The following is a 25,868-nucleotide window of genomic DNA, read 5'->3' as shown; positions in this document are numbered from 1 at the left end:
GGAACCATATCCGCCATCGTTTGTTCGGCTCGAAGAAAGGAGTCGCGCGAAATGGAGCGACGTAACGCGTTAATTGCGATGGTGATTTCGGCCATCATCATCGTCGGCTTTCTCATAGGCTTTTTGTACGGCGATATGGGCTGGCAGACGTCGCCGCTCAAACGAGCCCCTGAGCAGAACCAGGGTGGCAATGCTCCGGCAGATACCTCGCCTGCCGCCGGCATCAAGAAGAACCCCAAGGAAAATACCGAAATGCCAGGCCAGCAATGAGTGAGACTCAGCAATGAAGGTAGGCAATGCCACGAACTGAAACGGGGTCCTGTTTTTGCGGCGCCATAACGGCGGAGATGCGCGGCGAGCCTTTCTGGATTTGCTCCGATCACGATGACGACTGCCGCAAGGCGATAGGAAGCCCTCTGACGGTGTGGGTTGGTTATCGGCCTTCTGAACTCACTTTGCTCACCGGCATACCGAAGACCTTTTCGAAAACCCCCGGCGTGCTCCGGTCCTTCTGTGCGGATTGCGGAACATCGATCGGCTATGTTGACCAGGGCCTGCCCGACGAACTCTATCTGGCGATCGGTTTTCTCGACCACCCCGAACGGTTTCCGCCACAAGCTCACGCATATTGGGACATGAGGCTGCCCTGGGTCGACTTTCCAGACGACCTGCCGCGGGTGGCGACGTATTCGAGGCGGCGCGATCCGGCGTTCGGAAATCCGGCAGACCGATAGACTACTGCCCGCCTGCAGGTGGAAAACGTACCGTTCGCAGCTTCGTACGAAAACGACAATTGGCGCGCGGCCGAAAACGCGCAATTATCGGCTAATGGGCCGCCGTTTGGATGACAAGCTCGATTGCAAGGCGTGCGGGACGATCCTGATGGAGATTCCCGACAACGCGAAGGATTCGACGCCGATCCATTGCAGCAATTGCGGCGCCTATCTCGGCGAATGGGGCGATCTGCAGGAGGATTTCTTCAGGCAGGCATTCGGTGCCCAGGCCTTCGATCTGAACAACGGAAACATCATCAAGAAATAATCCTGGATCCCGCCGGCCCCAAGCCACGGCCTGTGGACCCGGCTCGTTGCGGCAATCACCGTTAGTGTCGGACCCTCGGGAACCTTTCTCCCGAGCCGCTTGTTTGGGTGGCGGAAGGACAAACGCCATGAGCACAAAACCTCCCCCTGTGCCGCCGAAGAATCTGAGCCCAAAGGGCGCCGGTGACAAAAAATCGATAGCAGCCGACCAGGCACCGCAATCTGCCGTTCCGGATCCCAACAAGCAGGGCCAGCAAGGCAATACGAGGGTCAACACCACCCATCAAGGCAACGTCCAGGATCGCTAGGTCATGTCCACGTCGAAGAAGACTCCTGCCAGCATCCGCCAGGGCGGTCCCGGCGCCGCGCACGAAAACGCCAAGAAGCCGCTGAGCGTCGAAAAGCCGCCGGCCGACTCCGACCGTCGCAGCCACAGCAAGATCTCCGGCGGCGGCGGCGAACGCGACAGCCACCATACCCACGACCCCGAAAAGAAAGGCGACACTCGGCCCGCGCATCAGGACAAGTGAAGTCGGGCGGCGACGCGACGATCGGCGGGGTCGAGCGAAGTGTCAGCGGGGACGCCGCGCCGAGGCGAACGGAACGACATTGTCGACATTTACCACGGGCAAATCGAACAACATCGGAAGCCCTCGCGTCGCGGCCATCTCCACGATCAACTCTTCGATGGAGTGATTGGTCAGACGCGTCTCGACGCCCAGCCGGATCATCGCCGCCAGCTTGTGCACCGGCACCGGCACGGACTTCGCCCGGTCGTCGAGCAGCTTGCTGATTTCGATCACGACGTCTGCGTCGATATTCCTGGGCAAGTCTCGCATAAGTGCCTCCCCGCCAAACGAAACGAAAAGCCCGCCGCACCTTTCGATACGGCGGGCGATCCAGTAATGCGTACCGGCGAGGGGATCGGGGTGGGCGTGCCGGCGCGCGCAGATCGCAAGTAATTTTAGTTAAATCCACCAGCTTCGATGTGTCACGGAAAAACGTCCGTACGTTTTTTACCGAACCGCGCGGATCGTTAGCTGTCCCCGCCGTCGCGCGGCGCGGCAGCACAGATGGCGCGATCCTCCGCCCCCGGACAGCGAACTCAAACAGTATACATTATACACTTAAAACATCTTGCCAGGTGATCCAGCCTGTGCTCCACTTGAGCCGGGAACATGGCTGACAGGTGGATTTCTGCCGATACGTGGCTGCATTTCAACGGCACGACCGCGAGAACACAGCCTCAAACGATATACGAAATCTCCGCATGGGAAGGCGTGGATGACGGAAACGATAGAGCTCAAACGGGTTGGCGAGGGCAATCTGCGTGCCCAGGTCTATCCGCCTGACGATACAGCGCGGCGAACTGGCGCCCGGCCGGAAACTCGTCGACGTCGATATTGCCGCCCAGCTCGGCATTTCCAGAATGCCTGTCCGCGACGCGTTGATGCAGTTGGTGCATGAGGGCTATCTCGTCGGCACGACACGCGGCTTCACGCTGCCCACGCTTACCGCGACGGATGTCGCCAACATCTTCGAGGTCCGCCGCTTGCTCGAGCCGCGGGCCGCCGCACACGCCGCACGGACACTTGACGCCGTTGGCCTCAAGACGCTGGCAGCCGCGCTTCGGGAGGCAGAGGCAGCGGCCGCCGCCGGGGATGCCGACCGCTTTTTCCAGGCCAACTCGGCATTCAGGAATTGTTGGCTCGGTGCCGTCGAGAACGAGCGCCTTTCACAAACGATTGCCCGCTTCGCCGACCACGTGCTCGTCGTCCGTTTAAGGACGCTGTCGCACCAGCCGACGCAGGCCGTTATCGTTGCCGGCATGCGCGCCATCTACGAGGCATTCGTCAAGCGCGACGCCGTCGCCGCTTACGACCGCATGACCCACTTCATTCAGAACGCCGAGGAGCGTTTCATGAAGCTGAGCCCACCGTCTCAACATTCCACCGGCGAAGGTGAGAGCATGTCGCAGCGGGGGAAATCATGATCAGGAAGCAGCACCCGCTGAAAGGGCCGAACAGGTTCAAGCTCGGCGTCTTTTCCATGAACGCCGATGGCGGCCTGGCAATGACCACCGTTCCCGAGCGCTGGCGTGCCCGCTGGGAAGACAATCTCAATGCTGCCTGCGTCGCCGATCGCGCCGGCCTGGAGTTTCTGCTGCCGATCGCCCGCTGGCGCGGCTTCGGCGGTTTGACGCATGTGCGGGAATGGTCGTTCGAGACTTTCACCTGGGCGGCGGGTCTTGCTGTCGCCACGGAAAACATCGGCCTGTTCATGACGGTGCATGTGCCGCTGGTTCATCCGCTGCAGGCTGCAAAAGCGCTGGCGACGGTCGACCACATCTCCAATGGCCGGGCCGGCTTGAACATCGTCTGCGGCTGGAACCCGGACGAGTTCGCCATGTTCGGGCAGACGGTCGGCGATCGAACCTACGATCAGGCCGAGGAATGGATCAACATCATCGTGCGTGCCTATCAATCGAGGGAGCCGTTCGACTTCGGCGGAGAGTTCTATGATCTGAAGGGGGTCGTCAGCCGCCCGCCAAGCCTGCAGGCGCCACGACCGGTGACCATGAACGCCGCCTTCGGCGCGCCGGGGCGCAACTATGCAGCGCGCCACTGCGACTATTTGTTTTCGACTTTTTCCGAAATCGCCGACGGCCGTGCGCATGTGGTCGACATCACAAACCGAGCGGCCGAAGTCGGACGCGAAGTCGGCGTCTATACGGTCTGTCACGTCGTCTGCCGGGAGACCCAGCAGGAAGCCGAGGACTACTACCGGCACTACGCGCTGGAATGCGCGGACGAGGGTGCCGTCGACGAGCACATGCGCAAGAAGAAGGAATTCGCGAACTCGCACGATGCGAAGGCTTTCACCGAATATCGGCAAAGGTTCGCCGGCGGTGCCGGAACGTTCCCGCTCATCGGCACGCCGGAAAAGATCGTCGACGATCTCACTGAGATCATGGACCAGGGCTATTCCGGTGCCGCCCTCACATTCGTCAACTACACCTACGAATTGCCCTTCTTCTGTGACCGCGTGCTGCCGCTGATGCGCCAGGCCGGGCTTCGAGTAAATTGATGCCGGCGGCCGCCATTCCGACGTGGGTGCATGGGCACGACGCCATCAATCCGCGCGCCTTCAAGCAGGCGATGCGGGCCGTGGCGGGCTCGGTCGCCGTCCTCGCGTCGGAACATGACGAGATCGGTTTTTGCGGCATCACGGCGACGGCTCTCTGCTCGTTCAGCGCCGAGCCGCCGTCGCTGCTGGCCTGCGTCAACCGCGGCAGCACCTTTGCCTCGGCCATTCGCGAAGGATTGCCGTTTTCGGTCAATCTTCCCGCCGGCGACCAGGAGAACGTTGTACGTGCCTTTGGCGGCATGACCAAAGCCAAGGGCGCCGCGCGGTTCTCGTCCGGATCATGGGTGCGTGGCGAAACCGGCGCGCCCTTGCTTATCGGCGCGCGTGCAATGTTCGAATGCCGGGTGGCCGAAATCATTGTGCGGGCGTCGCACATGATCGTCATCGGCATCGTCTCAGGCGTCGCGCTGGATCGCGCTGACCGGTCGCCGGTCTTCTATGCGCATGGGCGGTTCCTGACAGTAGGAGATGATGTCAACTAACCGCCGTTCACGCGACGGCGCAGCGATTGCAATTTTAGATCGACCCGATCATGGGCCAGATCATGGGCGAACTATCAGAGGGAGTACGGCAATGCGCATTTGGAAATCCCTTGTTCTGGCTGCACTCATGTCGGGTGTAGCGGGTATCGCCACGGCCGAAGAGGTTGTCCTCAACGCCGTGCATTTTACGCCGACGCAGAACGGCTACGCCCAGAGCTTCCTGAAGTTCGTTCAGAAGGTGAACGAAAAGGGCAAAGGCGTGGTTCAGATCAATGTGCGTGGCGGGCCGGAGGTCATTCCGCCGATTCAGCAGGGCGCGGCGCTCAGGAGCGGCCTGATCGACGTGATCGACACGCCGGCAGGGCAGTTCCTGGAGCTCGTGCCCGAAGGCGAGGTTTTCTCCGCGTCGACGAAGACGCCGTGGGAGGTCCGCGACAATGGCGGCTGGGATTTCATCAACGGAATTTTCGAGAAGAAGGCCAATGCCTACCTGCTGGCGCATGTCGACGCGGGCTCGGGCTTCAACGTCTTCACCGTTGACGAACCCAAGCTCAACAGCGAAGGCAGCATCGACTGGAGCGGTCTGAAGATCCGCTCGTCGCCGCTCTACCGCGATTTCCTTGAATCCTTGGGCGCAACGGTGATCGTGCAAGCGCCGGGGGATGTCTACACCTCGCTCGAGCGCGGCGTCGTCAATGCCAACGCGTATACGGTATTTGGCTATGCGTCCTTCGGCTGGGACAAATTCACCAAATACCGTGTCGACCCGCAATTCTTCAAAACCGATGTGCTGATCTCGATCAACAAGGCGAAATGGGACACGCTGTCGCCCGAGGCGCAGAAGCTGCTTGCCGACACGGCCGTCGAATACGAGCGCGCGAGCTACGACGCCAATCTCGCCGAGTCCGAAAAGCAGGCACAGGCGATGATCGGCGGCGGGCAGAAGGTGATCAGCTTGACCGGCGCCGGCCGCGACAAATTCCTGGCGGCTGCCACGCAGGCGAGCTGGGCGAGAATGACCAAACGCGATCCCACCAACATCGATCAGTTGAAGAAGTTCTTTCAGTAGTCCGAACGGAGGGCGCTGGTGCGCCCTTCATCAAGGTGGACATGAGGGTCGTCGGGAATGGACAGATTGTTTGCAGCGATCGGAAAGCTGAGCCTTGCGCTTGCCGCGGCGGCAAAAGTGGTGCTTGGCCTGATCATTGTCGCGGTGGTCGCTGATGTGTGCGTCCGCAATCTGGGCCTGAGGCCGCTTGCCTGGGCGGTGTCGGCGACGGAATACGGTCTGCTCTACGCGGCATTTCTGCCAATGCCCTGGCTGGTCCACAGCAAGGGCCATGTCTTCGTCGAGTTCCTGCGCCAGGCGCTTCCGGTGCGGGCACGGGCGGTGCTTGAAAAGCTGGTCTATCTCGCCTGCATTGCCGTCAGCCTCTACCTTGGCAGCGTCGCTCTGTCTTCCCTGATAAGCGCCGTGGCGGGCGGCGAATATGAAACGCGCAGTTTCGATATGCCGAAATGGCTGGTCTTCCTGCCCATCATGCTCGCCTTCTATCTCTCGGCGCTGGAATGGCCCAGATATCTGCTCGGCCGTGACACGCTGTACACGCTCGATCCGCTGGAAATGGAAGGGCTCTGAGTAGTGGCCTGGCTGTTTCCATTCGCCGTGCTCGTTGGCACCATTCTTGTGTTGATGGGCCTCGGGCTGCCAGTCGCCTTCGCGTTTTTCGTCACCAATGTGATCGGGCTGTACCTGTTCTTCGGCGGTTCGATCGGCGTGACGCAGATGGTCGCCAACTTCTCCGACGCTGTCTCGACCTATGCGCTTGCCCCGCTGCCGATGTTTCTTGTCATGGGCAGCCTGTTCTTCCGCTCCGGCCTCGGCGAGAAGGTCATCTACGCGCTCGACCTGTGCATCGGCAATCTGCGCGGACGTCTTGCCTATGTCGTCCTCGCCGCCGGCACCATCTTTTCCGCGCTATCAGGCTCGAGCCTCGCCAATACCGGCATGATGGGCTCGCTGATGGTGCCCGAGATGCTGAAGCGAGGTTACAAGTCGCATATGGCCTACGGCCCGGTGCTTGGCGCCGGAAGCCTTGCCGTCATCATCCCGCCATCCTCGCTGGCCGTCTTGCTCGGCTCGCTGGCCCAGATTGACGTAGGCGCGCTGCTCATAGCGGGGGCTTTGCCCGGACTGCTTCTCGTTGTCATGTACGCGGCCCTGATCTTCGCACAGACGAAGATCGACCCGGACGCCGCTCCGCACTATCCGGTGCCCGCCGTTCCTGCGGCCGAGAAGGTGAGGGCGGTTGCCGTCAACATCATTCCGATGAGCGTCATCGTGTTCATGGTGGTCGGCACGATCATCCTTGGAATAGCGACGCCGACCGAGTCGGCAGGGCTTGGCTGTGCCGCCGTCTTCGCCTTGTTGTTTGTCTACCGGCGGTTCAGCTGGTCGGTTGTCTGGAAGTCGCTGGACGACGCGATGAAGGTCACCGGCATGACCTTCCTGATCATCTCGGCTTCGACGACGTTCTCGCAGATATTCGCCTTCTCCGGCGCCTCCAACGGCTTTATCCAGTTCATCGTCGGCTACGATCTTGGACCGTATCCCATGCTGCTCATGATGGTGCTTGTCATCCTGCTGCTCGGCATGTTCATGGATCAGGTCTCGATGATGCTGATCACGCTGCCGATCTTCCTGCCGATCGCCCAGCAATTCGGCTACGAGCCGGTATGGTTCGGGCTGATTCTGCTGCTCGCCTACGAGGTCGGCTTCACCACGCCGCCGTTTGGTCTGCTGCTGTTCATAATGATCGGTGTTGCGCCGAAAGGCACGTCGCTCAAAACGGTTGCCATGGCCGCAGCGCCTTATATCGCGCTGACGCTTCTGCTGATCCTGCTGATTGTCCTCTTTCCGCAGATCGCCCTCTTTCTTCCGAATTTGATCTAGTCGAACTCGATCCAGCAGGTGTCCACATGCGCTTTGCCTATCTTGCTTTCTTCCACGATGACCGCGAGGCAAATTTGGTCATCGCCCGTGACGATGTGGACGCTGTGCGGCGCGTGATCGCATCAACGCCGGGCCTTGCGCTTGCAAACATCTATCTGCCCGAAGTGGCAACGGACCTGTTCAACAAGGATGGTCCACCGCCAGTCTTTGGCTTCCAGCTCTATTTCGACGAGTTGGCAGACATGGAGGCGGCGCTCGCGCCGTCCGGACATCTGCAGGCGCTTGCTGCACCGGGTATGCTGTCGAGCATCGCCGGTTCGAGGCCGACGCAGCAGGCAATGTGCGTGCGTCCGTTTCCCGTCGATGACGCTGGCGTCAAGACGTCTGGGCTCCCTTGCAGCTATCTTGTCCACTATCCCGGGCCGGCCGAAGACATGAATGTCTGGCTCTACCATTATGTGACGCATCATCCGCAATTGATGCGGGGCTTCCCCGGCATTCGCCACATCGAGGTCCTGTCGCGACTGGATTGCTGCGGCTCGCTGCCCTGGCCGCGGGTCGACCATATGCAGCGCAATCGCGTCATGTTCGACAGTCCCGCGGCGCTGACGCACGCGCTGCAATCGCCGGCGCGGCTGGAGATGCGCGCCGACTACAAGACCTTCCCGCCGTTTTCAGGCGGCAGCCGGCATTTCCCGATGTCGACGGAAGCCGTGCATCCTTTGCCGCGGGCCACATAGCGCGAACAGGTTTTGCCGGCACCGAAAAATCTCTGGAGATGTCATGTACGACTTTCGCAAGAAATGTGTCTCTCTCAATCGCCTCATCGGCACCTTCTGCGCCATCCCGCATCCGGTGGCGGTCGAAGTGGCGGCCGCAAGCGGGGTCGATTTTCTGTGCATCGACTGGGAGCATTCGCAGATCGGCCGCGAGCGGCTTGAAGATCTGATCCGAGCAGCCGATGTCCACAGGGTTCCTGCGATGGTGCGTGTGCCGGGCCACACGCCGGAGTGGATAGCCGCCGCGCTCGACGCCGGCGCGTCGGGCGTCCTGGTACCGCGCGTCTCGACGGCCGAGCAAGCGCGCATGGCGGTCATGGCCTGCCGTTACCCGCCTGTCGGCGCACGCGGCGTCGGTCCAGGCCGCGCCGCCGGTTATGGCTACAGGATTCCGGACTACCTCATGTCGGCTAACGATGTCCTGACGGTCGCCATCCAGGTCGAGACGGCCGAGGGCCTCGCCAACATCGACGACATTGTCCAGGTCGACGGCGTCGACGTGATCTTCATTGGCCCCGGCGACCTGTCTGTCTCGATCAACGCCATGGGGCCGGCCGGTCAGGACAAGCTCAATGCCGCGATCGTCAGGATCGCGGCTGCGGCGCGTGCGGCCCGCAAGGCCGTCGGCATCTTTCGCCCTTCGGCAGACGATGTCGGGAAATGGTCGAAGCACGGCATCAGCTTCTACATGCTGGCCAGCGACACGATGTTTCTTGGCGCCGGCCTTGCCGCCGGCGTCGCCTCGGCGCGCAGCGCCTCATAGCAAGAGTTTGGCATGAAGATAATCAAGACCGACGGCGTGCTGTCAGTCGAGGAAGAGCAGCTAAGCTACCTCGACGGCTTGAACGCCGAGTTTATCGAGAAGACGCTCCTCACAGAAGATGCCCTGATCGAACACTGCCGCGACGCCGACGCGTTGATGATATTGCGGGAGCCGATCACGGCTCGCGTTCTGGCAGAACTGAACAACCTCAAGGTCATCGGACGGTTCGGCGTAGGGCTCGACTCGATCGACGTCGAGGCCGCCAGCCGTGCCGGTGTTCAGGTAACCTATGTGCCGGACGCCAATCTGGTGGAGGTCAGCACCCATGCCATGGCCTTGATCCTGGCCTTGACGCGCAGGCTGAAGCAGTTCGACAGCGCGGTGCGCGCCGGCCGCTGGGCTGCAATGACCGATGGCGCCGGCATCACGCGGCCCGACCGGCAGATCCTCGGCCTGATCGGCTTCGGCCAGATCGGGCGGCTGACTGCCGAGCGGGCGCGGGTCTTCGGCTACCACATCATCGCCTACGACCCGCATATGCCGGCAGAGCGCATCGCGGCCGGTGGTGCCGAACCGGTCGGCTTCGACGAGCTGCTGGCCAGGGCCGACATCGTCTCGCTGCACGTTCCCGCGACACCGGAGACCAGAAACATCATGTCGGCGCAAGCCCTGTCGCGCATGAAGGAAGGGGCAATACTCATCAACGTATCCCGTGGCGGGCTGGTCGACGAGGTCGCGTTGGCGGATTTGATCCGGCGCGGCCATCTGGCAGGCGCCGGCATCGACACGTTCGAGCAGGAGCCGCCTTCGCCCGACAATCCGCTGCTGGCGCTGGACACCGTCCTGGTCAGTCCACACGCGGCGCATTACTCGACCCAGTCTTACGCCGAGGTTCGCAACAAGGTGTTTGCCGATGTCGCATCGGTCCTGCGCGGCGGCAAGCCGGTATATCCGGTCAACCGGATATGACCAATTCCCGATGTCGGCACCATCCGCTGCCTGTCGACAGTTCCACCTTAACGTTCCGGGGCAGGCGCCCTTGAGCGCGACCTCGGCAAACGGATAAAGACGGGAACAGGTAAAGTGAATTCGCATTTTTTGCCGACAGCGCCACATGTTGTTCTTGCTTTGTGCCGGCAGCTATGCTACTAATTTACGTATGGTGCTGATTCGCACCGAGGACCGCCGCAAGGCGGTTTTTTTGGCTTTAGATTTCAGCGCCATCCGTCGAGGCTCTGCTCGGCTTATCGCGACGCTCGACGATATAGATGTGGTCGGCGACCAGCACCACATCGCCATGCTGGTTGATGACTTCGCAACGCTCGATGACGCGACCCGAATCCGGCCGCTTCGGGTCGTCTTCCCTAGCCGAGATGGTGGTGCGGGTCTTGATCGTGTCGCCGATGAACACCGGTTTGATGAAGCGCAACCTATCGTAGCCATAGGAAAAGGCGACCGGGTTGACGACGCTCGCCGTCAGCCCGACGCCGACCGAAAAGACCAGCGTGCCATGGGCAATACGCTGGCCGAACGGCGTCGTCTTCATGAATTCGGCGTCCATGTGGTGGGGAAAGAAATCGCCCGTGTGGCCGGCATGGACGACGAAGTCGGTCTCGGTGATGGTGCGCCCGCTGGTCATGCGCGACGAGCCGATCTGATAGTCCTCGAAATAGACAGTCTGTTCCATGTCAGGGCCTCGCCGCGATCGGTGTTGCCGGCGCCGCGCTCGATTGGTACGCGGCCTCGACCAGCGCCATGGTATTCCAGCCATCCTCGACGGAACTGACAAGCTCGCTGTCCTCGCCCGCTGCGTAGCGCTGGACATTGGCCATGCGGCCGACAAAGGCATCGGGAAACCATTCGCCGACGAGCGGCACCGCAATCCAGTCGGAGCCGCCCTTGGGGTAGATTTCAAGGATGTCCGGCTCGCCGCGCGGATAGTCGAGATTGAGCCCCAGTTTGAGATAGGCGGCGCCCTCGGTGCCGCAGATGCGGAATTCGCAGGCCTGGTGTTTTCGACCGAATTTGTGATCATGGTTGATCGACAGTGCACAGCGCACGGTGTCGCCATAGTCGAGGATCGCGCTGGTGCGCGTTTGCGCAACCTTGTGGCCGGGGTGGCCGAGTGTCTTGGCGTGAACCCCCTTGGGGTCGCCGAGCAATTGCCGGATCAGGTCGAGATAATGGATCGAATGCATTGCGATCTCGACGCGCGGTGCCGCCAGCAGAAATTCCCAAAGCTGCCAGGGTGTCGCCAGCGCCAGCCACGCGTCGAAATCGACCACGTCGCCGAGCCAACCCTTGGCGATCGCATCCCTGAGCGCCAGCATCATCGGCGCGAAGCGAAGCTGGAAGTTCACCGCTGCCTTGAGATTTTTGGAGCGGCAGATTTCCAGGATTTCGGTCGCCTCGCGGAGGTCACTGCCCATCGGCTTCTGGATCAACGCCACAGCATTGTCGGGTAACGCCCTGAGCACGCCGGCATGATGGGCCGGCGGCGTCGCCAGATCGAAGACGACGTCATCGATTGACGCTGCTTCCTCGACCGACCGGTAAGCTGTGACGCCCCATTTCTCTGCCAACCTTCCGGCCTTGGCGTGGTCGGGATCGAAAAGCCCGGCGACCGGAAAGCCGGCTTTCCCATAGGCTGGGAAATGCGCATCGCCGACGATCGAGCCTGCGCCAAAAATCACGATCGGTCTGGGCTTTGACGGCTGTGCCCAGGCCTGAGCAAGCGAGGCGGGATCGAAAACATCATCAGTCATGATGGAAGACTTCGTCCATCGTCGCCCACCACTCGCCCTCCTTGCGGGTCGGCAGCGGCTCCTGGCAAGGCATGCAGAGCGCCCACCATTCCTGCGTCCTGGGATCGGCTGCCATCTTCGCCATGTCGGCGGCATAGTCGGTGCCGTGATATTCGAAGGTGCTGAACAGCAGGTGCTCCGGCTCCCTGAGATAGATCGAATAATTCTTGATGTTGCAGGCGGAAATCATCCTGAGAACATCCGGCCAGACGGCGGCGTGAAGCCGCACATATTCAGCGACTTTCTCCGGCTTGAGACCAAGCACCATTCCCATTCGCTGCATGTCCGGCTCCCTATTTTGTTATATCGGTCGTGAATTCCGCGATGCTCTTGGCCTTGATCGCATCCCAGTCCCAGTCGATGCCAATGCCGGGCTCGTCCGGCGCCAATGCGTGCCCGTCCTCGATGCGCATTTTCTTCCCGGTCAGCTCGTCGAGCTGCGGAATATACTCGACATATCGGCCGTTCTGAATGGCGCAGGTCAGGCTGACATGCAGTTCCATCAGGAAATGCGGGCAGACCGGGATGTCGAACGCCTCGGCTGCGTGCGCTACCTTCAGCCAGGGCGTAATGCCGCCGATGCGACCGACATCGACCTGAACGATCGAGCACGCGCCCTTCTGCATATATTCGCGGAAATGCCGGATCGAGTAGAGCGACTCGCCGATGGCGATCGGCGTCGAAGTCGCATTGGACAGACGGACATGGCCGTCAATGTCGTCCGCCGGCAGCGGTTCCTCGATCCAGGCGAGGTCGAGCTCACGCAGCCGCTCGGCCCGGCGGATCGCCTCGTCGACCGAAAAGCCCTGGTTGCAGTCGGTCATGATCTCGTAGGAGTCTCCAACCGCCTGGCGCACCGCCGTCAGCCGGGCGAGATCTTCGCAGCCGTGCGGCTTGCCGATCTTGACCTTCGACCCGCGAAAACCCTTGGCTTTGGCGGCCAGCGCGTCCTCGACCAGCGCCTCGGTCTCGATGTGCAGCCAGCCGCCCTCGGTCGTGTAGAGCGGGCAGCGGTCCTTGGCGCCGCCGGCCAGCTTCCACAAAGGCAGGTTTTGCTTCTTCGCCCGCAGATCCCAAAGTGCGGTATCGACGGCCGCGAGCGCGATTGCGGTGATCGCGCCAATCGTCGTGGCGTGGGTGGCGAACTCCAGCGCGTGCCAGATCGCCTCGATCATATCCGCATCGCGGCCGATCAGCCGCGGCGCAAGGTGATCGGCCAGGAGCCGCATCACCGATGAGCCGCCGGTGCCGATCGTGTAGCTGTAGCCGGTGCCGACGGCGCCGTCGGCGTCGGTGATGGTGACGATCGGTGTCTCCTGCGAGACAAAACTCTGGATCGCATCGGTGCGCTTGACCTTCGGCACCAGGTCGACCATCCGCAGTTCAATTTTTTCGATCTTTGCCATGACGTTAACCTCGCAATGTCTTGCCCGTTTCGGCAGAAAACAGATGGGCCTGCGACAGGTCCAGGCTCATCTTAACCCAGTCGCCGGCTTTGAGCGGCTTTGGATTGAGCATCCGCGATACCCAGTCGCCGCCGTTGAATTCGGCGAACACCAGCGTTTCGTTGCCGAGCGGCTCGGTGACGGTCACCGGCAATTCCACCTGGTGGACGTCGACCTCTTCGCCGGAGCTGATGCCGTGTCCGGTCGGATAGATGTCGTCGGGCCTCAGGCCGAACACCACCTTGTCGCCGGTTCCGACATTGGCCTTGAATTGGCTGGGCAGAGGCAATCTCTCGCCGCTGGCGAACAGCAGCTGTCCGTCGTCGACAACCGCCTCATGCAGGTTCATCGGCGGCGAGCCGATGAAGCCGGCCACGAAACGGGTCTGCGGACGGCGGAAGACCTCGTCGGGCGTGCCGACCTGCTCGATGAAGCCGTCGCGCATGATGACGATGCGGTCGGCGAGCGTCATCGCCTCGACTTGGTCATGGGTGACGTAGATCACCGTCGACTGGACCTTGGCGTGCAGCTTCTTGATCTCGGTGCGCATCTGCGTCCGAAGCTTGGCGTCGAGGTTGGAGAGCGGTTCGTCGAACAGGAAGACGTCGGGATCGCGCACGATGGCGCGGCCCATGGCGACGCGCTGGCGCTGTCCGCCCGACAACTGCGACGGCCGGCGGTCGAGCAATTGGTCGAGGCCAAGAATGCCGGACGCCTCGGCCACGCGGCGGTCCATTTCCTCTTTCGCGGCGCCCGCGATCTTCAGCGAGAAGCCGAGGTTTTCGCGCACGGTCATGTGCGGATAGAGCGCATAGGATTGGAACACCATCGAGATGTTGCGCGAGCGCGGCGGCAGATCGTTGACCTTGCGGCCGCCGATCTCGATGACCCCGTCGCTGATCGCCTCGAGGCCGGCGATCATGCGTAGGGTTGTCGACTTGCCGCAGCCGGACGGTCCCACCAGCGCGATGAACTCGCGGTCCGCGACCTCGAGGTCGATGCCGTGCACCACCGCCACCGGGCCATAGCTTTTGGTGAGTTTTTTCAGCGATACTGTTGCCATGTCAGCCTTTCACCGCGCCGGAGGTGAGGCCGCCGACGAGGTGTTTCTGGACGATGAAGGTAAGCGTGAGCGCCGGTATGATCATGACCACGGCCAGCGCACACATGCCGCGCCAGTCGATGGTGAACTCGGCCGTATAGTCGAGCAGGCCGACCGGCAATGTCTTGGAGTTGATCGAGCGCGTCAGCTGCGAGGCCAGCGCGAACTCGTTCCACGAGGTGAGGAAGGCAAAGATGCCGGCCGAGGCGATGCCGGGCCCGGCGAGCGGAAACTCGACTTGCCAGAAGGCCTGCCAGCGCGTGCAGCCGTCGATCTGCGCGGCCTCGGCGAGGTCTTTCGGCACCTGGCGGAAAAAGCCGTCGATCAGCCAGACGGTGAAGGGCACGTTGAGCGCGACATAGACGAGGATCAGCCCGAAATGCGTGTCGATGATGCCGAGCCGCGCAAAGACGAAGAACAGCGGCAGCGACAGCGCGATGCCGGGCACTGTGCGCGTCAGCATCAGCCCGAGGAACATCGCCGACTTGGCGCGGAAGCGGTAGCGGGCAAAGGCGTAGCCGCCGGCCATGCCGATGACGATGGCGATGACGGTCGAGGTCACCGAGATGATCAGCGAATTGCGGAAATAGTCGAGCACCGGGATGCCGCCCTTGCCGACGCCGCTGAACATGGCGACGTAGGCGTCGAGCGAGAGGTCCCGCGGGATCCACACCGGCGGCTTGGCCATGATCTCGACGGTCGGCCTGAGCGACGACAGCACGATCCAGATGCCGGGCAGGCAGATGACCAGCATGGCCAGAAACAGCCCGACGCCATGGACGATCCGAAGCGCCTTGTTGCCGAGACGATGCAGGCTGTTCTGGTCCATCCTCACCACTCAGCCGCGATCTGCGTGCGTGCCGTGGCGAGCTTGCGGTAGAAATAGACGGTGAACAGGATCGACAGCAGGATCGAGAAATAGGCCATGGCGTTGGCCATCCCCATCCTGGCGTCGCTGTAGGCGGTGCGGGCGACGAGCGTCCAGACGAGCTCGGTGCGGCCGGCGGGGCCGCCGTCGGTCATGATCTTGACGATGTCATAGGCGCGCGCCACGTCGAGCGAGCGGATGGTCATGGCAATGAAAGCAAACGGCATGATGAACGGCCAGGTGACATAGCGGAATGTCTGCCATGGCGTGCAGCCGTCGACGCGGGCCGCCTCGACCGGCTCGCGCGGCATCGCCAGCAGCCCGGCAAGGATGAGGATCGCGAACACCGAAGTCGATGACCAGATTTCCGCGGTCAGTATGGCGATGAAGGCGAGATTGCCGTCGATCAGCCACGGAATGGCGCGATCGGTCAGGCCGAGTGCCTGCAGGGCGTTGTTCACCAGGCCGATATTGTCGTTGAACATGAATTTGAACTGGAAGCCGACCAGGATCGGCGAAAACATCATCGGGAACATCATGATGGTGCGCAGGATCCGCTGTCCGCGCGATGCCTTTTCCACCAGGAGCGCCAGCCCGAGCCCGATCAGCATTTCAAGGTTGAGCGCCACCGTCAGCAGCACCACGGTACGGGCAAAGGCGATCCAGAAATCGCGGCTGGCCAGGATGGTGACGTAGTTACGCGCGCCGATGAAAACCCAGAACGTCTCCGGCTTGGTCAGCCGGAACGGCGTGAAGCTGGAATAGAGCGAGAGCAGCAGCGGCACCACCACTACCGCCGCCAGAACGATCACCGCCGGCAGCAGGAGCAGCAATGGCGGCGAGGGTCTCCAGCCTTTCATGTCGATCCGGTTCTGGTTGGTGCCCGGACGCCGAAGGCCGCCATCGGCGAACTGGGATCAAGACAAAGAGTGTTGCGCATGGTTCGGAAAAAGTTCGGGGCGCCGCTCGTCGATAAGCGCGGCGCCCCCTTGCGAGAATGGTCAAAGCTTGCCGGCGTCCTCGAGTATCTGGGTAGCCTTGGCGGCAGCGTCGTCCAGCGCCTGCTTGGAGGTCTTGTCGCCGAGAATGGCGGCCTGCAATTCGGGATAGACGGCGTTGGAGATTTCGATCCATTCAGGTGTCTGCGGTACGGCAAAAGCGTGCTTTGCCTCTTCCTGGAAAGCCGCCAGCACTTCCTTCTTGTAAGGATCATTGGCCGCTTGCTGGATGTCCCAGTCCCATACCGCCGTGCGGGTCGGTAGCGGGCCGCCTGCTGCTTCAAGCTTCTGGCTGTCCTCATTGGTCAGGAACCAGACAAGCGACGCCGCAGCTTCCTTGCTTGCGCAGTTTTGGGTGACCGAAAATCCGTGGTGCCCCGACCAGCCGGTGCGAATGCCGGCCGATCCCTTCGGCGCCACCTTCACCCCGACATTGCCGGCGACCTTCGACGACTTTGGATCGTTGAAGAAGCCGGCCCAGCCCGGCCAGTCGAGGTTGATCGCGACGGTGCCTGAGGCAAAGCCCTGGCCGAGATCGTCCCACAGATAGTTGGTGGTGCCGGCCGGCACCGCCTTGGCTTTGTAGAGATTGACGAACCAGTCGAGCGCGTGCACGCCGGCCTCCGAGTTGAAGGCGGGCTTGCCGTCCTTGTCGAGATACTCGCCGCCGTCGGCAATGAGCATCTCGTAGAAGCGCCCGTTGATCGCCTCTTCCTTGCCGGCGAACTGGGTGCCGTAAAAGTCCGGCGGGCTGGCGAAGAATTCCGCCTGCTGGGCGACCTCGTCCCAGGTGTCGGGCGGGGTCAGCTCCTTGCCGTATTTGGCCTTGTAGGCAGCCTTCTTGGCTTCGTCCTGATAGAGGCTCTTCTGGTAGTAGAGCGCCGAGACATCGAACTGCGCGCGCGGCAGCATCACCAGCTTTCCGTCGAGCGTCGAGGCCTTGATCGTAGACGGCACGAAGGCGTCGATCTCCTCCTTCGGCAGCAGCGCATTGAGATCGGTGTAGATATCAGGATATTGCGGCGCGAAGGATGAGTGGTTCGAGCCGACGCACCAGTTGATGCTGCCGGAGGCGATGTCCGACTTGATTTCCTTGTCGAGTTCGAAGTGGTTCTTCTTCGAGATCACGTTGACCTTGGCGCCGGTCAGCTTTTCCCACTCGCCGATGCGCGCGTAGAGCCCTTCATATTGCTGACCGCCGATCAGCTTGGCGTCGATGGTGACGCCATCGAATTTGCCGGGCAGTTCGGCAGCAAAGGCAGCACTCGCACCAAGTGCGAGCAACGTTACGCCGGCCGACAGGCAGCAAAACAGTTTCGTCATTGGTATCCTCCCAAAGAGTCTGCGTCGATCCATAGCGAGGGCTGATCGGCAGCTTCATTCATATACAAACAAAACATTTACATAATCGTCAAGCGAAAGTTCTTTCGGAAGCAATGCTGTTATGCGTATATGAAAAGCAAAATTCACTGGAGAGGCCCAATGGCAGAGGACGAGGAAGACGACCGTTATCGAGCCCCGGCGTTGGACAAGGGGCTCGACATCCTCGAGCTGCTGGCTGGCGTCGATGGCGGCCTGACGCAGGCGGAAATCGCCAAGAAACTCGACCGCAGCCCCAATGAGTTCTACCGCATGCTGGATCGGCTGGTGCGGCGCGGCTACGTCACGCGTCCCGATGGCGACCGTTATTCGCTGACGCTCAAACTGTTTGGCCTGGCGCAGCTGCACGCGCCGGTGCGCCGGCTGGTTTCCTATGCGACGCCGCTGATGCGCGAGCTGGCAGAAACCTCACAGCAGGCAAACCAGCTCGTCGTCTTCGATCGCGGCTCCGCCGTGGTGATCGCACAGCAGGAGGCGCCGGATTACTGGGGCATCTCCATTCGCGTCGGCTCGCATATCAGCCTGTTCGACACCGGCTCCGGTCATGTGCTGCTGGCGTTCCGCCCGCCGGAAGAGCGGCAGATGATGATATCCGAACATCTGCGCAGCACCGACAAGCCGCCTCAATCGCCGGAGTTCTTTGCCCGCCTCGACCAGATCCGGGAACGCGGCTACGAGATGATGGCGTCGATGCAGACCGCCGGCGTGTTCAACCTGTCGACGCCCGTTCTTGGCTCGGACGGCAAGGCGATCGCCGCGCTGTCGATCCCCTACATAACCCTGGTCAACGCACCCAAGGCGCCCGATATCACGAGGACGATAGAGCTGTTGCTGGCAGCGACCGAAAAGCTATCCCAACTGGCGGGGTCGACCGTCAAGCAATCGAGGTAAATTCTTATTTGAATGAAGAATTTCTCCGTGAGATGATCTCGAAGCCGCCAAGGAGGAGAGCGCCGCCATGATCTTCGACACCCATCTGCACCTCATCGACCAGTCGGCGCTGCGCTACCCCTGGCTTTCCGGCGTGCCGGCGCTCAACCGCGATTTCTCCTATGACGAATATGCAGTCCAGGCCCGGCGGGCCGGCATAGAGGGCGCATTGCATATGGAGGTCGATGTCGATCCAGCCGATATCGAGGCCGAGACCAGCCATGTGAAAACGCTGTCGCAGCAGAAGGACAGCCTGCTACGCGGTGCAATCGCCTCCTGCCGTCCGGAAGTGCCGGGCTTTGCCGCGTATCTCGAGCGCCAGCGCGCCGATCCTTTCGTCAAGGGCTTTCGGCGTGTGCTGCACGTCATGTCGGATGAACTCTCGGAGGGCGCGCTGTTTCGTGAAAACATCAAGCGGCTTGCCGGCACCGGCCTGACCTTCGACCTTGTCGTTCTGCCGCACCAGATCCCCAAGGCGACGGCACTCGCCGACCTCGCGCCGGACGTCCAGTTCGTGCTCGACCATTGCGGTGTGCCGGACATCAAGGGCGGTGGCGAGCATCCGTGGCGCGAGCACATCGCGGAGATCGCAGGGCGCCCGAACGTCGTCGGCAAGATTTCCGGTGTGGTCGCCTATGCGGATGCCGGATCCTGGACTATCGATACGCTGCGTCCCTATGTCGAGCACACCATCGAATGGTTCGGCTGGGATCGGGTCGTCTGGGGCAGCGACTGGCCGGTCTGCACGCTTGGCGGCGGCCTTGCGACCTGGGTTGCGGCAACGCACGCGCTGCTTAGCGGCGCCAGCGACGATGAACGGCAAAAGCTGCTGTCCGGCAATGCAAAGCGGCTGTGGAGTTTGTAGAGCATTTTGCAGCCAAGTGGGATCACTTGGCGTCGCACAAATGCGGCTAAAACGAATAGGCGGCCTCAGATCGTCGCTGACACATGCCGCTCGCGGCCGTAGAGCGAAACCAAGAGCACGATGACCAGGCCAAGTGCCGCCTGCACAGTCGAGGGCCGGAAGCCGAGGCCGATCAGCAGCGTGTTGATCTCCGTCAGCACCAGCACGCCGGCAATGGTGCCGAAATAGCTGCCGCGGCCGCCGACAAGGGCGGCGCCGCCGACCACCACCGCCGCGATGGTCTGGAACAGATAGGGCTGGCCGACATCGCCATAGGCAGAGCCGGTGAAGCCGAGCAGCAGCACGCCGGCGGTGGCGGCGAAAAAGGCGCTCGCGGCATAGGTCACCGTCCACATGCGGACGGGATCGATCAGCGCCAGCGGCGCTGCGCCGGGGTTGCTGCCGAGCGCATAGAGGCGGCGGCCATAGGGTGTGCGCGCCAACACCAGCGCCACCAGCAAGGTCAATACCGCGACGCATGGCACCAGCCCAGGGACCGGCAATGGCCCGATAGAACCGCCGATCGAGACGAAGGCGGAAACTGCTGCAGGCGCCGATCCGGATGGAAAGCCGCCGGTCCATAGCAGGACGGCGCCTTGCACGATCATGCCGACGCCGAGCGTGACGATCAGCGGATAAATGTCGAGCCCGCGCGAAATCAGGCCGTTCAGCGCTCCGATCAGCATGGCGAGCACGCCCACGGCCGCGCAGACCAGGGCAAAGTTCCAGCCGGCGCCGTAAAGCTGTGCCGCGACGACATTGGCAAAGCCGATGACGAAGGGGATCGACAGATCGATGCCGCCCAGAATGACGACAAGGGTCTGGCCGATCGATGCGACGGCCAGCAGCGAGGCGATGACCAACAGCGCCCGGATGGCGAACGGCTGCGAATAGCCCGGGATGAGCAAGGTGCCAAGGAGGTGCAAAGCGGCAGCGACGGCAAAAGCGCCGGCGACACGGGCATTGGTGGACTGAAACCAGGTCTGGCGCATCCTTCTCAGCCTTTCCGTCCCGAGAGCCGCTCCTGCAGCGCCGTCATGATGACGGCCACAACCAGAATGACGCCATAGGCGATCTGCAGCACATAGGTGGAGACGTTGAAGGCGGTCAGCACGCTCTGCAGCAGGAAGATGTCGATAGCGCCGATAGCGGCCCCGGCGAGCCCGCCGCGTCCGCCGGCAAGGCTGACGCCGCCGAGCGCCACCGCGGCAATCGCGATCAGCGTGTAGGTCGGTCCGATGTTGGGATCGGCCGAGCCGATCAGGGCGGTCAGCATCAGGCCGGCGCAGGCGGCGAGAATGCCGGTCATGACATAGGCGATGAAACGGACTTTGGTGACTGGAACGCCGGCGGTGTAGGCGGCGCGGTCGTCGCTGCCCACTGCCATCAGCTGGTCGTAATAAGGCGTCTGGCGAACCAGCGACCAGGACAGGAAGATCAGCGCCAGCGGCAGTGCCGACCAGGGGCCGGCCATCGCCTTCAGCCAGCCCGGCGCCGGGCCGATCGGCGCCGGCAGGATGGTCAGCGTCGTGCCGGTGAGGATCAGATAGGTGCCGAGCGTCGCAACGATCGGCTGGATGCGGACGATGGTCGCCAGGAAGCCGTTGGCGGCGCCGACGATCGTGCCGATCAAAAGCGCTGCCGGCACGATGACCAGCGGCGAAGACATTCCAAACTTGAGAAACAGCACCTGGATCACGATCGCATTGACGAACCCCATCAGCGGCCCGACGGAAATGTCGACGCCGCCGCGCCCGGCTAGGATGACTGGAGCCGAGGCGAGCGCTGCGCCGATCAGAGGTGCGGCGAGCCCGATCAGCGCGCCCCAAGCGGAAGGATGGAAGCGCGCCGGATTGAGCAGCAGATTGACCGTGATCAGGATAACCAGCAGCACGGTCGCAAAGCCGGCGCCGCGCCATCGCTCGGCCATGCGTCGAAACCCGCTCATGCCGCGCGTCCGAACATGGCAGCGATGACGGCGTCGCTGATCATCGCCTCACCGCTGATTTCAGCCGCCACCTGCTGTTCGCGGAACACCAGCACGCGATGGCAAAGCAGCAGGATCTCCTCGATCTCGCTCGACAGGATGACCAGAGCCATGCCGTCCGCCGCCAGCCCGCGGAACACGTCGTAGAGGACATGGCGCGTCGCCACGTCGACACCGCGTGTCGGATCGTTGAGGAGCAGGATCGCCGGCTCCAGTGCCAGTGCCCTGGCCAACAGCACCTTCTGCTGGTTGCCGCCGGAAAGCGTCGTGATCGAGGCATCCGGCCGTGGCGCGACGATGGAGAGTTTTTCGCGGTAGGCCTCGTAGCGCCGCCGCCGTGCGGCGAAGTTGAGCAGGCCGAAACGCATGTCGCGCGACAGTGTCGAGACGGCAAAATTATCGAGCACCGACTGGGTCGGAAAGATGCCGGTGGCGCGCCGGTCGCGTGGCAAATAGGCGATGCCGCTGGCGACCGCCTTGCGGAAGCTGGTGATGGCGCGGGGTCCCTCGAGTGCCTCGACGACCACCTCGCCGGCGACGGCCTGTTCCAGCCCGGCTAGTATTTTCAGGAAACGCTCCTGTCCGTGGCCGTCGAGGCCGGCCAGCCCGACGATCTCGCCCGGCGCAATCGTCTGTGTCACCGGGCTTGCGCTCGGCGCGATCACCAGGCCACGCACCGAAAGGGTGGCGCGATCAGCCATGCGCCAGCTCCGCCGCGGTGCGTGGCGCCATCGCCTTGAGAAGCTCGGATGCGGTGGAAACGCCGCGTTCCTCGGTCGTCACGACGCTGCCGCCGCGCAACACGGAAATCCGGTCGGAAAGCGCCATCACCTCGTCCATGCGATGGGTGATGAACAGGATCAGGCAGCCTTCCGAAGCGAGCTTGCGCATCATGGCGAAAACCGCCTCGCGATCGGCGAAGTCGAGCGCCGCTGTTACCTCGTCGAGAATGAGAATGCGCGGGTTGCGAACCACGGCGCGGGCGAGCACCACAAGCTGCTGAACGGCAAGCGGCAATTGCCCGGCCAACTGGTCGAGCGGGATCTCGGTCACCGCGAAGCGCTTCAGCACCGCTTGTGCGCGTTGCCGCCGCTCCGCGCGCGGCACGGTGCGCGTTAGCAAACCGTCGAGGCCGAGCAGGATGTTGTCCGTCACCGAACGGTCAGGCGCGATCAGCACTTCCTGGAACACGGTGGCGAAACCGGCGGCCTGGAAGGCCGCCGGCCCGAAGCCGGCAAACGGCTTGCCTTCGAGCCTGATTGTGCCGCTGTCCGGCTGCACGATTCCCGACAGCAGCTTGACCAGGGTACTTTTGCCCGAACCGTTCTCGCCCAGGATGGTGTGGATCGTGCCGGCGCGGAATGCGATGGAGGCTTTCGCCAGCGCAACCGTTTCGCCGTAGCGCTTCGAGATGGCCTGGACTTCCAGCATGAGCGATCCTGATGGAAGAGCCGGCGCCGCCCGAGCGGAGCCGGCCTTCGTAAAGTCTTACTTTGCGCAGGCGTCCGGCACCTTCGAATAATCCCAGCCCTTGGTCGGTGCAGGATTGGCGAAATAGGCATCGAGCCATTCCTCCGGCATCGGATCCTTCGGCGGGACCGGGAAGATCGAGACGGCGTCGGCCGTCATGCAGTCCTTGTACCATGCGCCGAGGTCGGCATTGTGCACGGGCGGAATCGGAATCAGCAGCGTGTTGAGCTTCGGCTTCTGCCCATCCAGCATGCGCTCGCCAACACGAAACAGCGTCTCGGCTGTCCAGTGCGGCAGAACCGCATGGCCTTCGAAGCGGTATTTGTCCGGATTGGCCTTCCAGTAGCCGAGCGCATCGCCGGTGATCGAGCCAGTGATCAGCGGGGCAGGGCGGCCGGCCTCGGCAAAGGCCTCGGCGACGACGCGGCTTTCGCTGCCCGTCGTCCACACCGCATCGATCGGCGCCGGATTGGTGGCGATCGCCTGCAGCACCGCCGTCTTGGTGACGTTGGCCGTCCAGTTGCCGTTGACGCTGCGCGACACCGTCAGCTTCGGGTTCTCGGCCAGCGCCTTGTCGCCGCCCTGGCGCTCCTGCACGACGATCGGATGACCGGCGATGCCTTCGACCAGAAGCACGCTGCCGCCGTCCGGCATAGCTTTGCCGATCGCCGTCATCATGTCGTAGCCCCAGCGGGCATAGTTGGAATCGACATTGATGGCATTCGGGCTGGTCACCGACCCAGCTGCCGTGAGGAAGGGGATGCCGGCTTTGGCTGCGGCATCGATGGCATCGTCCAGCGCCGTCGCCGAGCCGGGGATCGAGGTGATGATCGAGCATTTCTTGTCGATGAAGGCGCGGATCTGGTTGATCTGCTGACTGGCGTCGTTGTTGGAATCCGACACTTCGAAGCTCGCCACGGTGCCGTCGGCGATCAGCCCGTCGACCAGCCGCTTCAGCTCCTTGGTGACGGTGACGCGCCACGGATTGCCCTGATAGGACTCGGAGTGGCACCATTTCCACGGCTTTGGCGGCGGCGTGAAATTGTCCCAGGCCGATGGCAGCACCTTCTGCGGCGCGCCGTCATATTGCGCCTTCAGTTCAGTCGGCAATCCAGCAATCACGCCCGACACGTCTTGAGCGCAGGCTATTGTCGTGACCGAAGCAAGTGCGGTTGCGGCCATAAGGCCGCGGATCAGGCTGTTCATGTTCTCCTCCGTTCGGTTGTTTTCAGGCTCCTCCGCCGGCAACGCCGGACACCTGTGTCGAAAAGCTCTCCCGAAACAGGCGATTGAGATCGGCAACGACGCGAGCGGCATTGTGCCTTTCGCTCAGGCCGAGATTGATGCGGTCGGACGCCGCCTGCTGGAACGCCATGTAGCCGTCATGCCGCGGCCTGACCCAGGCACCTTCGAGCGTGGCTCGCGTGGCGACGTAGAACTTGCCGGTGGCGGCATTGACGGCGGCATCCTCCCAGGCCGCGGCGGGGCCGGGCTGGCCGCCGGCCGAGGCGTAGGGGCCGCGCTGCACGTCGCCGCTGGCGATCCAGTAGGCGAAGTCGATTGCCGCCTGCCTGGCCTTCGAAAAGGCCGACACGGCAATGCCGGTCCCGCCGAGCGCCGAGCCGATCGGGCCGGCATTGCCCGCAGCAGGGATATCGGCGAAAGCCACGCGGTTGGGCCGGAATCCGGCGATGGCATAGGAGACATAGCCATAGATCAGCGGCGCACAGGCGATCCGTGATGCCGATCCGGCCATTTGCTCCAAGACGGCGATCGGGTCCATGCCAAGGCAGGCCGGATCGACGAGCGCCGCGATCTCGCGCATCATCTCGAAAACCTGCTTGCCGGTTGCCGGGTCCACATGGTCGCCAGGTCCTTCGCCGGCAGGCCGGCCGAGACTGCCGGCAAGCGTATAAAGCACCATCAGCGAATGCGGCGGCCGGAGCGGCAACAGCACGCGGCCCTGCCGGGCGAGATCGAGCGCATCAGCCCAGTTCGCCGGCGCAGCCGAAAGCATGTCCGGCCGCCACGCCTGCACCTGGCTCGCTGTGTCTATCGGAAACGCCCATTGCCTGCCTTGCCAATTGTAGCTTGGATAGGACTGGCCGACGCTGCCCGCCGCAAGTGCTGCACGTTCGGCTTCCCGGCCGGCGACATCGAGCGGCGCCAGGCAATTCTCGGCGGTGATCCGGCCGACATGCGGATGATCGATGACGATCAGATCATAGGCACGGGCCAGTTCCTCGACCGGGAAGGATTCGAAATCCTGCAGCGAGCGCTTGTCCCATTCGATGGCGACGCCGGTGCGTTCCCTCCACAGTGCCGAACAGGCGACCATCGGGTCGTAGCCGCGCGGATGGCTCCAGGTCATGCCTTTGAGCGTCACCTCGCTCACAGCCCGAACTCCTTGCGGATCTTCGCGCTGTGCTCGCCGATGCGTGGCGCAGCCCGCTCGACCTTCGCGCGGATGCCGTCGACCCTGAGCGGCGAGCGCGTGGTGAGGATCGAAACGTCATCCTCGCGCGTCACCGTCTGCAGCATGTCGAGGACCTGAAAGCCCTCGCTGGCCATCATCTCCGGCCAGGTCAAAACCTTGGCGCACCAGATGTCGGCGGGCTCGAGGATCGCAAGCCATTCATCGACCGTCTTCGTCGCGATTTTTTGCGCGATGATCGCCTTGATCTCGTCGCGGGCGGTGAACCAGGTCGACGGCTGGTCGCGATAGGGCGCAAGCTCTTCGAGCCCCAGGAGGGCGGCGAGTTTCGAGATCGGCGTCATGGCGATCGCCAGATAGCCGGCCTTGGCCGGATAGCCGC

At 62.8% G+C, this 25,868-nt stretch carries 32 protein-coding genes; 16 read left to right on the top strand and 16 right to left on the bottom strand.

Annotation, left to right across the window (positions count from 1 at the left end; all coding sequences use genetic code 11):
- The first annotated feature begins 51 nt into the window (after positions 1 to 51).
- The 5 genes from NKJ08_RS10135 (at position 52) to NKJ08_RS10115 (ending at position 1,570) form a co-directional block, all read left to right on the top strand.
- Positions 52 to 270 carry a hypothetical protein gene (locus NKJ08_RS10135; protein ID WP_254818791.1) on the top strand — a complete coding sequence of 73 codons (219 nt, stop codon included), beginning with the start codon at positions 52 to 54 and terminating at the stop codon, positions 268 to 270.
- Between the two features lie 26 nt (positions 271 to 296).
- Positions 297 to 734: a GFA family protein gene (locus NKJ08_RS10130; RefSeq protein ID WP_352781703.1), complete on the top strand. Its 438-nt coding sequence runs from the start codon at positions 297 to 299 to the stop codon at positions 732 to 734.
- A gap of 148 nt (positions 735 to 882) precedes the next feature.
- Positions 883 to 1,041 (top strand): hypothetical protein, encoded by a 159-nt coding sequence (locus tag NKJ08_RS10125; protein ID WP_352527137.1) that lies wholly within the window; start codon positions 883 to 885, stop codon positions 1,039 to 1,041.
- Between the two features lie 127 nt (positions 1,042 to 1,168).
- Positions 1,169 to 1,348: a hypothetical protein gene (locus NKJ08_RS10120; protein WP_352781702.1), complete on the top strand. Its 180-nt coding sequence runs from the start codon at positions 1,169 to 1,171 to the stop codon at positions 1,346 to 1,348.
- A 3-nt stretch (positions 1,349 to 1,351) separates the two neighbouring features.
- Complete coding sequence (locus NKJ08_RS10115) at positions 1,352 to 1,570, top strand: hypothetical protein (RefSeq protein WP_352527139.1); 219 nt, start codon at positions 1,352 to 1,354, stop codon at positions 1,568 to 1,570.
- Positions 1,571 to 1,612: 42 nt separating this feature from the next.
- Here the strand turns inward: NKJ08_RS10115 and NKJ08_RS10110 are convergent, their stop codons facing one another.
- Positions 1,613 to 1,879: a hypothetical protein gene (locus NKJ08_RS10110; RefSeq protein WP_352527140.1), complete on the bottom strand. Its 267-nt coding sequence runs from the start codon at positions 1,877 to 1,879 to the stop codon at positions 1,613 to 1,615.
- A 491-nt stretch (positions 1,880 to 2,370) separates the two neighbouring features.
- On the opposite strand from NKJ08_RS10110, the gene NKJ08_RS10105 reads away from it, so the two are divergent.
- The 9 genes from NKJ08_RS10105 (at position 2,371) to NKJ08_RS10065 (ending at position 10,133) form a co-directional block, all read left to right on the top strand.
- On the top strand, positions 2,371 to 3,033 hold the full coding sequence (locus tag NKJ08_RS10105; RefSeq protein ID WP_352781701.1) for a GntR family transcriptional regulator: 663 nt from the start codon (positions 2,371 to 2,373) through the stop codon (positions 3,031 to 3,033).
- A complete protein-coding gene (locus NKJ08_RS10100) occupies positions 3,033 to 4,127 on the top strand; it encodes an LLM class flavin-dependent oxidoreductase (protein ID WP_352527204.1) in 1,095 nt (364 codons plus the stop codon). Before NKJ08_RS10105 ends, NKJ08_RS10100 begins: the two co-directional genes overlap by 1 nt.
- Entirely contained in the window at positions 4,127 to 4,669 is a 543-nt protein-coding gene (locus tag NKJ08_RS10095; RefSeq protein WP_352781700.1) for a flavin reductase family protein, read from the top strand. The genes NKJ08_RS10100 and NKJ08_RS10095 overlap by 1 nt, the downstream gene beginning before the upstream one ends.
- Positions 4,670 to 4,760: 91 nt before the next feature.
- Positions 4,761 to 5,738: a TRAP transporter substrate-binding protein DctP gene (gene dctP / locus NKJ08_RS10090; RefSeq protein WP_352781699.1), complete on the top strand. Its 978-nt coding sequence runs from the start codon at positions 4,761 to 4,763 to the stop codon at positions 5,736 to 5,738.
- Positions 5,739 to 5,795: 57 nt separating this feature from the next.
- Positions 5,796 to 6,308: a TRAP transporter small permease gene (locus NKJ08_RS10085; RefSeq protein ID WP_352781698.1), complete on the top strand. Its 513-nt coding sequence runs from the start codon at positions 5,796 to 5,798 to the stop codon at positions 6,306 to 6,308.
- A 3-nt stretch (positions 6,309 to 6,311) separates the two neighbouring features.
- A complete protein-coding gene (locus tag NKJ08_RS10080) occupies positions 6,312 to 7,622 on the top strand; it encodes a TRAP transporter large permease (RefSeq protein WP_352781697.1) in 1,311 nt (436 codons plus the stop codon).
- 26 nt (positions 7,623 to 7,648) lie between these two features.
- Positions 7,649 to 8,362, top strand: a complete 714-nt coding sequence (locus NKJ08_RS10075; RefSeq protein ID WP_352781696.1) for a hypothetical protein — start codon at positions 7,649 to 7,651, stop codon at positions 8,360 to 8,362.
- A 43-nt stretch (positions 8,363 to 8,405) separates the two neighbouring features.
- The gene (locus NKJ08_RS10070) at positions 8,406 to 9,164 is read left to right on the top strand and encodes an HpcH/HpaI aldolase family protein (RefSeq protein WP_352781695.1); all 759 of its coding nucleotides are present in this window, start codon (positions 8,406 to 8,408) and stop codon (positions 9,162 to 9,164) included.
- Between the two features lie 12 nt (positions 9,165 to 9,176).
- Positions 9,177 to 10,133 carry a C-terminal binding protein gene (locus NKJ08_RS10065; protein ID WP_352527148.1) on the top strand — a complete coding sequence of 319 codons (957 nt, stop codon included), beginning with the start codon at positions 9,177 to 9,179 and terminating at the stop codon, positions 10,131 to 10,133.
- 238 nt (positions 10,134 to 10,371) lie between these two features.
- Here the strand turns inward: NKJ08_RS10065 and NKJ08_RS10060 are convergent, their stop codons facing one another.
- The 8 genes from NKJ08_RS10060 to NKJ08_RS10025 all read right to left on the bottom strand — a co-directional run bounded on the left by NKJ08_RS10060 (position 10,372) and on the right by NKJ08_RS10025 (position 17,704).
- Positions 10,372 to 10,851 (bottom strand): MaoC/PaaZ C-terminal domain-containing protein, encoded by a 480-nt coding sequence (locus NKJ08_RS10060; RefSeq protein ID WP_352527149.1) that lies wholly within the window; start codon positions 10,849 to 10,851, stop codon positions 10,372 to 10,374.
- Between the two features lies 1 nt (position 10,852).
- Entirely contained in the window at positions 10,853 to 11,929 is a 1,077-nt protein-coding gene (locus tag NKJ08_RS10055) for a Gfo/Idh/MocA family protein (RefSeq protein ID WP_352781694.1), read from the bottom strand.
- Complete coding sequence (locus tag NKJ08_RS10050) at positions 11,922 to 12,251, bottom strand: L-rhamnose mutarotase (protein ID WP_352527151.1); 330 nt, start codon at positions 12,249 to 12,251, stop codon at positions 11,922 to 11,924. Before NKJ08_RS10050 ends, NKJ08_RS10055 begins: the two co-directional genes overlap by 8 nt.
- A 10-nt stretch (positions 12,252 to 12,261) precedes the next feature.
- Positions 12,262 to 13,374, bottom strand: a complete 1,113-nt coding sequence (locus tag NKJ08_RS10045) for a mandelate racemase/muconate lactonizing enzyme family protein (RefSeq protein ID WP_352527152.1) — start codon at positions 13,372 to 13,374, stop codon at positions 12,262 to 12,264.
- A 4-nt stretch (positions 13,375 to 13,378) separates the two neighbouring features.
- On the bottom strand, positions 13,379 to 14,476 hold the full coding sequence (locus NKJ08_RS10040; protein ID WP_352781693.1) for an ABC transporter ATP-binding protein: 1,098 nt from the start codon (positions 14,474 to 14,476) through the stop codon (positions 13,379 to 13,381).
- Between the two features lies 1 nt (position 14,477).
- Positions 14,478 to 15,344 (bottom strand): carbohydrate ABC transporter permease, encoded by an 867-nt coding sequence (locus NKJ08_RS10035; protein WP_352527154.1) that lies wholly within the window; start codon positions 15,342 to 15,344, stop codon positions 14,478 to 14,480.
- 2 nt (positions 15,345 to 15,346) lie between these two features.
- A complete protein-coding gene (locus NKJ08_RS10030) occupies positions 15,347 to 16,243 on the bottom strand; it encodes a carbohydrate ABC transporter permease (RefSeq protein ID WP_352781692.1) in 897 nt (298 codons plus the stop codon).
- A gap of 141 nt (positions 16,244 to 16,384) precedes the next feature.
- Positions 16,385 to 17,704 (bottom strand): type 2 periplasmic-binding domain-containing protein, encoded by a 1,320-nt coding sequence (locus NKJ08_RS10025; protein WP_352781691.1) that lies wholly within the window; start codon positions 17,702 to 17,704, stop codon positions 16,385 to 16,387.
- Positions 17,705 to 17,863: 159 nt separating this feature from the next.
- Here NKJ08_RS10025 and NKJ08_RS10020 point away from each other — a divergent pair, with 159 nt between their 5' ends.
- A complete protein-coding gene (locus tag NKJ08_RS10020) occupies positions 17,864 to 18,652 on the top strand; it encodes an IclR family transcriptional regulator (protein ID WP_023716659.1) in 789 nt (262 codons plus the stop codon).
- A 67-nt stretch (positions 18,653 to 18,719) separates the two neighbouring features.
- Positions 18,720 to 19,556 carry an amidohydrolase family protein gene (locus NKJ08_RS10015; RefSeq protein WP_352781690.1) on the top strand — a complete coding sequence of 279 codons (837 nt, stop codon included), beginning with the start codon at positions 18,720 to 18,722 and terminating at the stop codon, positions 19,554 to 19,556.
- A 65-nt stretch (positions 19,557 to 19,621) separates the two neighbouring features.
- Here NKJ08_RS10015 and NKJ08_RS10010 read toward each other — a convergent pair whose 3' ends face one another.
- The 7 genes from NKJ08_RS10010 to NKJ08_RS09980 form a co-directional block, all read right to left on the bottom strand.
- The gene (locus NKJ08_RS10010; RefSeq protein ID WP_352781689.1) at positions 19,622 to 20,587 is read right to left on the bottom strand and encodes an ABC transporter permease; all 966 of its coding nucleotides are present in this window, start codon (positions 20,585 to 20,587) and stop codon (positions 19,622 to 19,624) included.
- Positions 20,588 to 20,592: 5 nt separating this feature from the next.
- Entirely contained in the window at positions 20,593 to 21,543 is a 951-nt protein-coding gene (locus NKJ08_RS10005) for an ABC transporter permease (protein WP_352527159.1), read from the bottom strand.
- Positions 21,540 to 22,283 carry an ATP-binding cassette domain-containing protein gene (locus NKJ08_RS10000; RefSeq protein ID WP_352527160.1) on the bottom strand — a complete coding sequence of 248 codons (744 nt, stop codon included), beginning with the start codon at positions 22,281 to 22,283 and terminating at the stop codon, positions 21,540 to 21,542. The genes NKJ08_RS10005 and NKJ08_RS10000 overlap by 4 nt, the downstream gene beginning before the upstream one ends.
- Positions 22,276 to 23,013, bottom strand: coding sequence for an ATP-binding cassette domain-containing protein (locus tag NKJ08_RS09995; protein ID WP_352781688.1), 738 nt, complete (start codon positions 23,011 to 23,013; stop codon positions 22,276 to 22,278). The genes NKJ08_RS10000 and NKJ08_RS09995 overlap by 8 nt, the downstream gene beginning before the upstream one ends.
- A 57-nt stretch (positions 23,014 to 23,070) precedes the next feature.
- Positions 23,071 to 24,258, bottom strand: coding sequence for an ABC transporter substrate-binding protein (locus tag NKJ08_RS09990; protein WP_352776462.1), 1,188 nt, complete (start codon positions 24,256 to 24,258; stop codon positions 23,071 to 23,073).
- Positions 24,259 to 24,280: 22 nt separating this feature from the next.
- Positions 24,281 to 25,423, bottom strand: coding sequence for an extracellular solute-binding protein (locus NKJ08_RS09985; RefSeq protein WP_352781721.1), 1,143 nt, complete (start codon positions 25,421 to 25,423; stop codon positions 24,281 to 24,283).
- Positions 25,424 to 25,443: 20 nt separating this feature from the next.
- Positions 25,444 to 25,868 (bottom strand): CoA transferase (locus NKJ08_RS09980; protein ID WP_352781687.1); only part of this gene is annotated, 425 nt, incomplete at its 5' end.

Origin of the sequence: Mesorhizobium sp. M0244 (genome assembly GCF_040321795.1) — a bacterium.
Taxonomy (GTDB): domain Bacteria; phylum Pseudomonadota; class Alphaproteobacteria; order Rhizobiales; family Rhizobiaceae; genus Mesorhizobium.
Note: the sequence above shows the minus strand (reverse complement) of the source record. Positions and strands in the feature narration are given on the sequence as shown.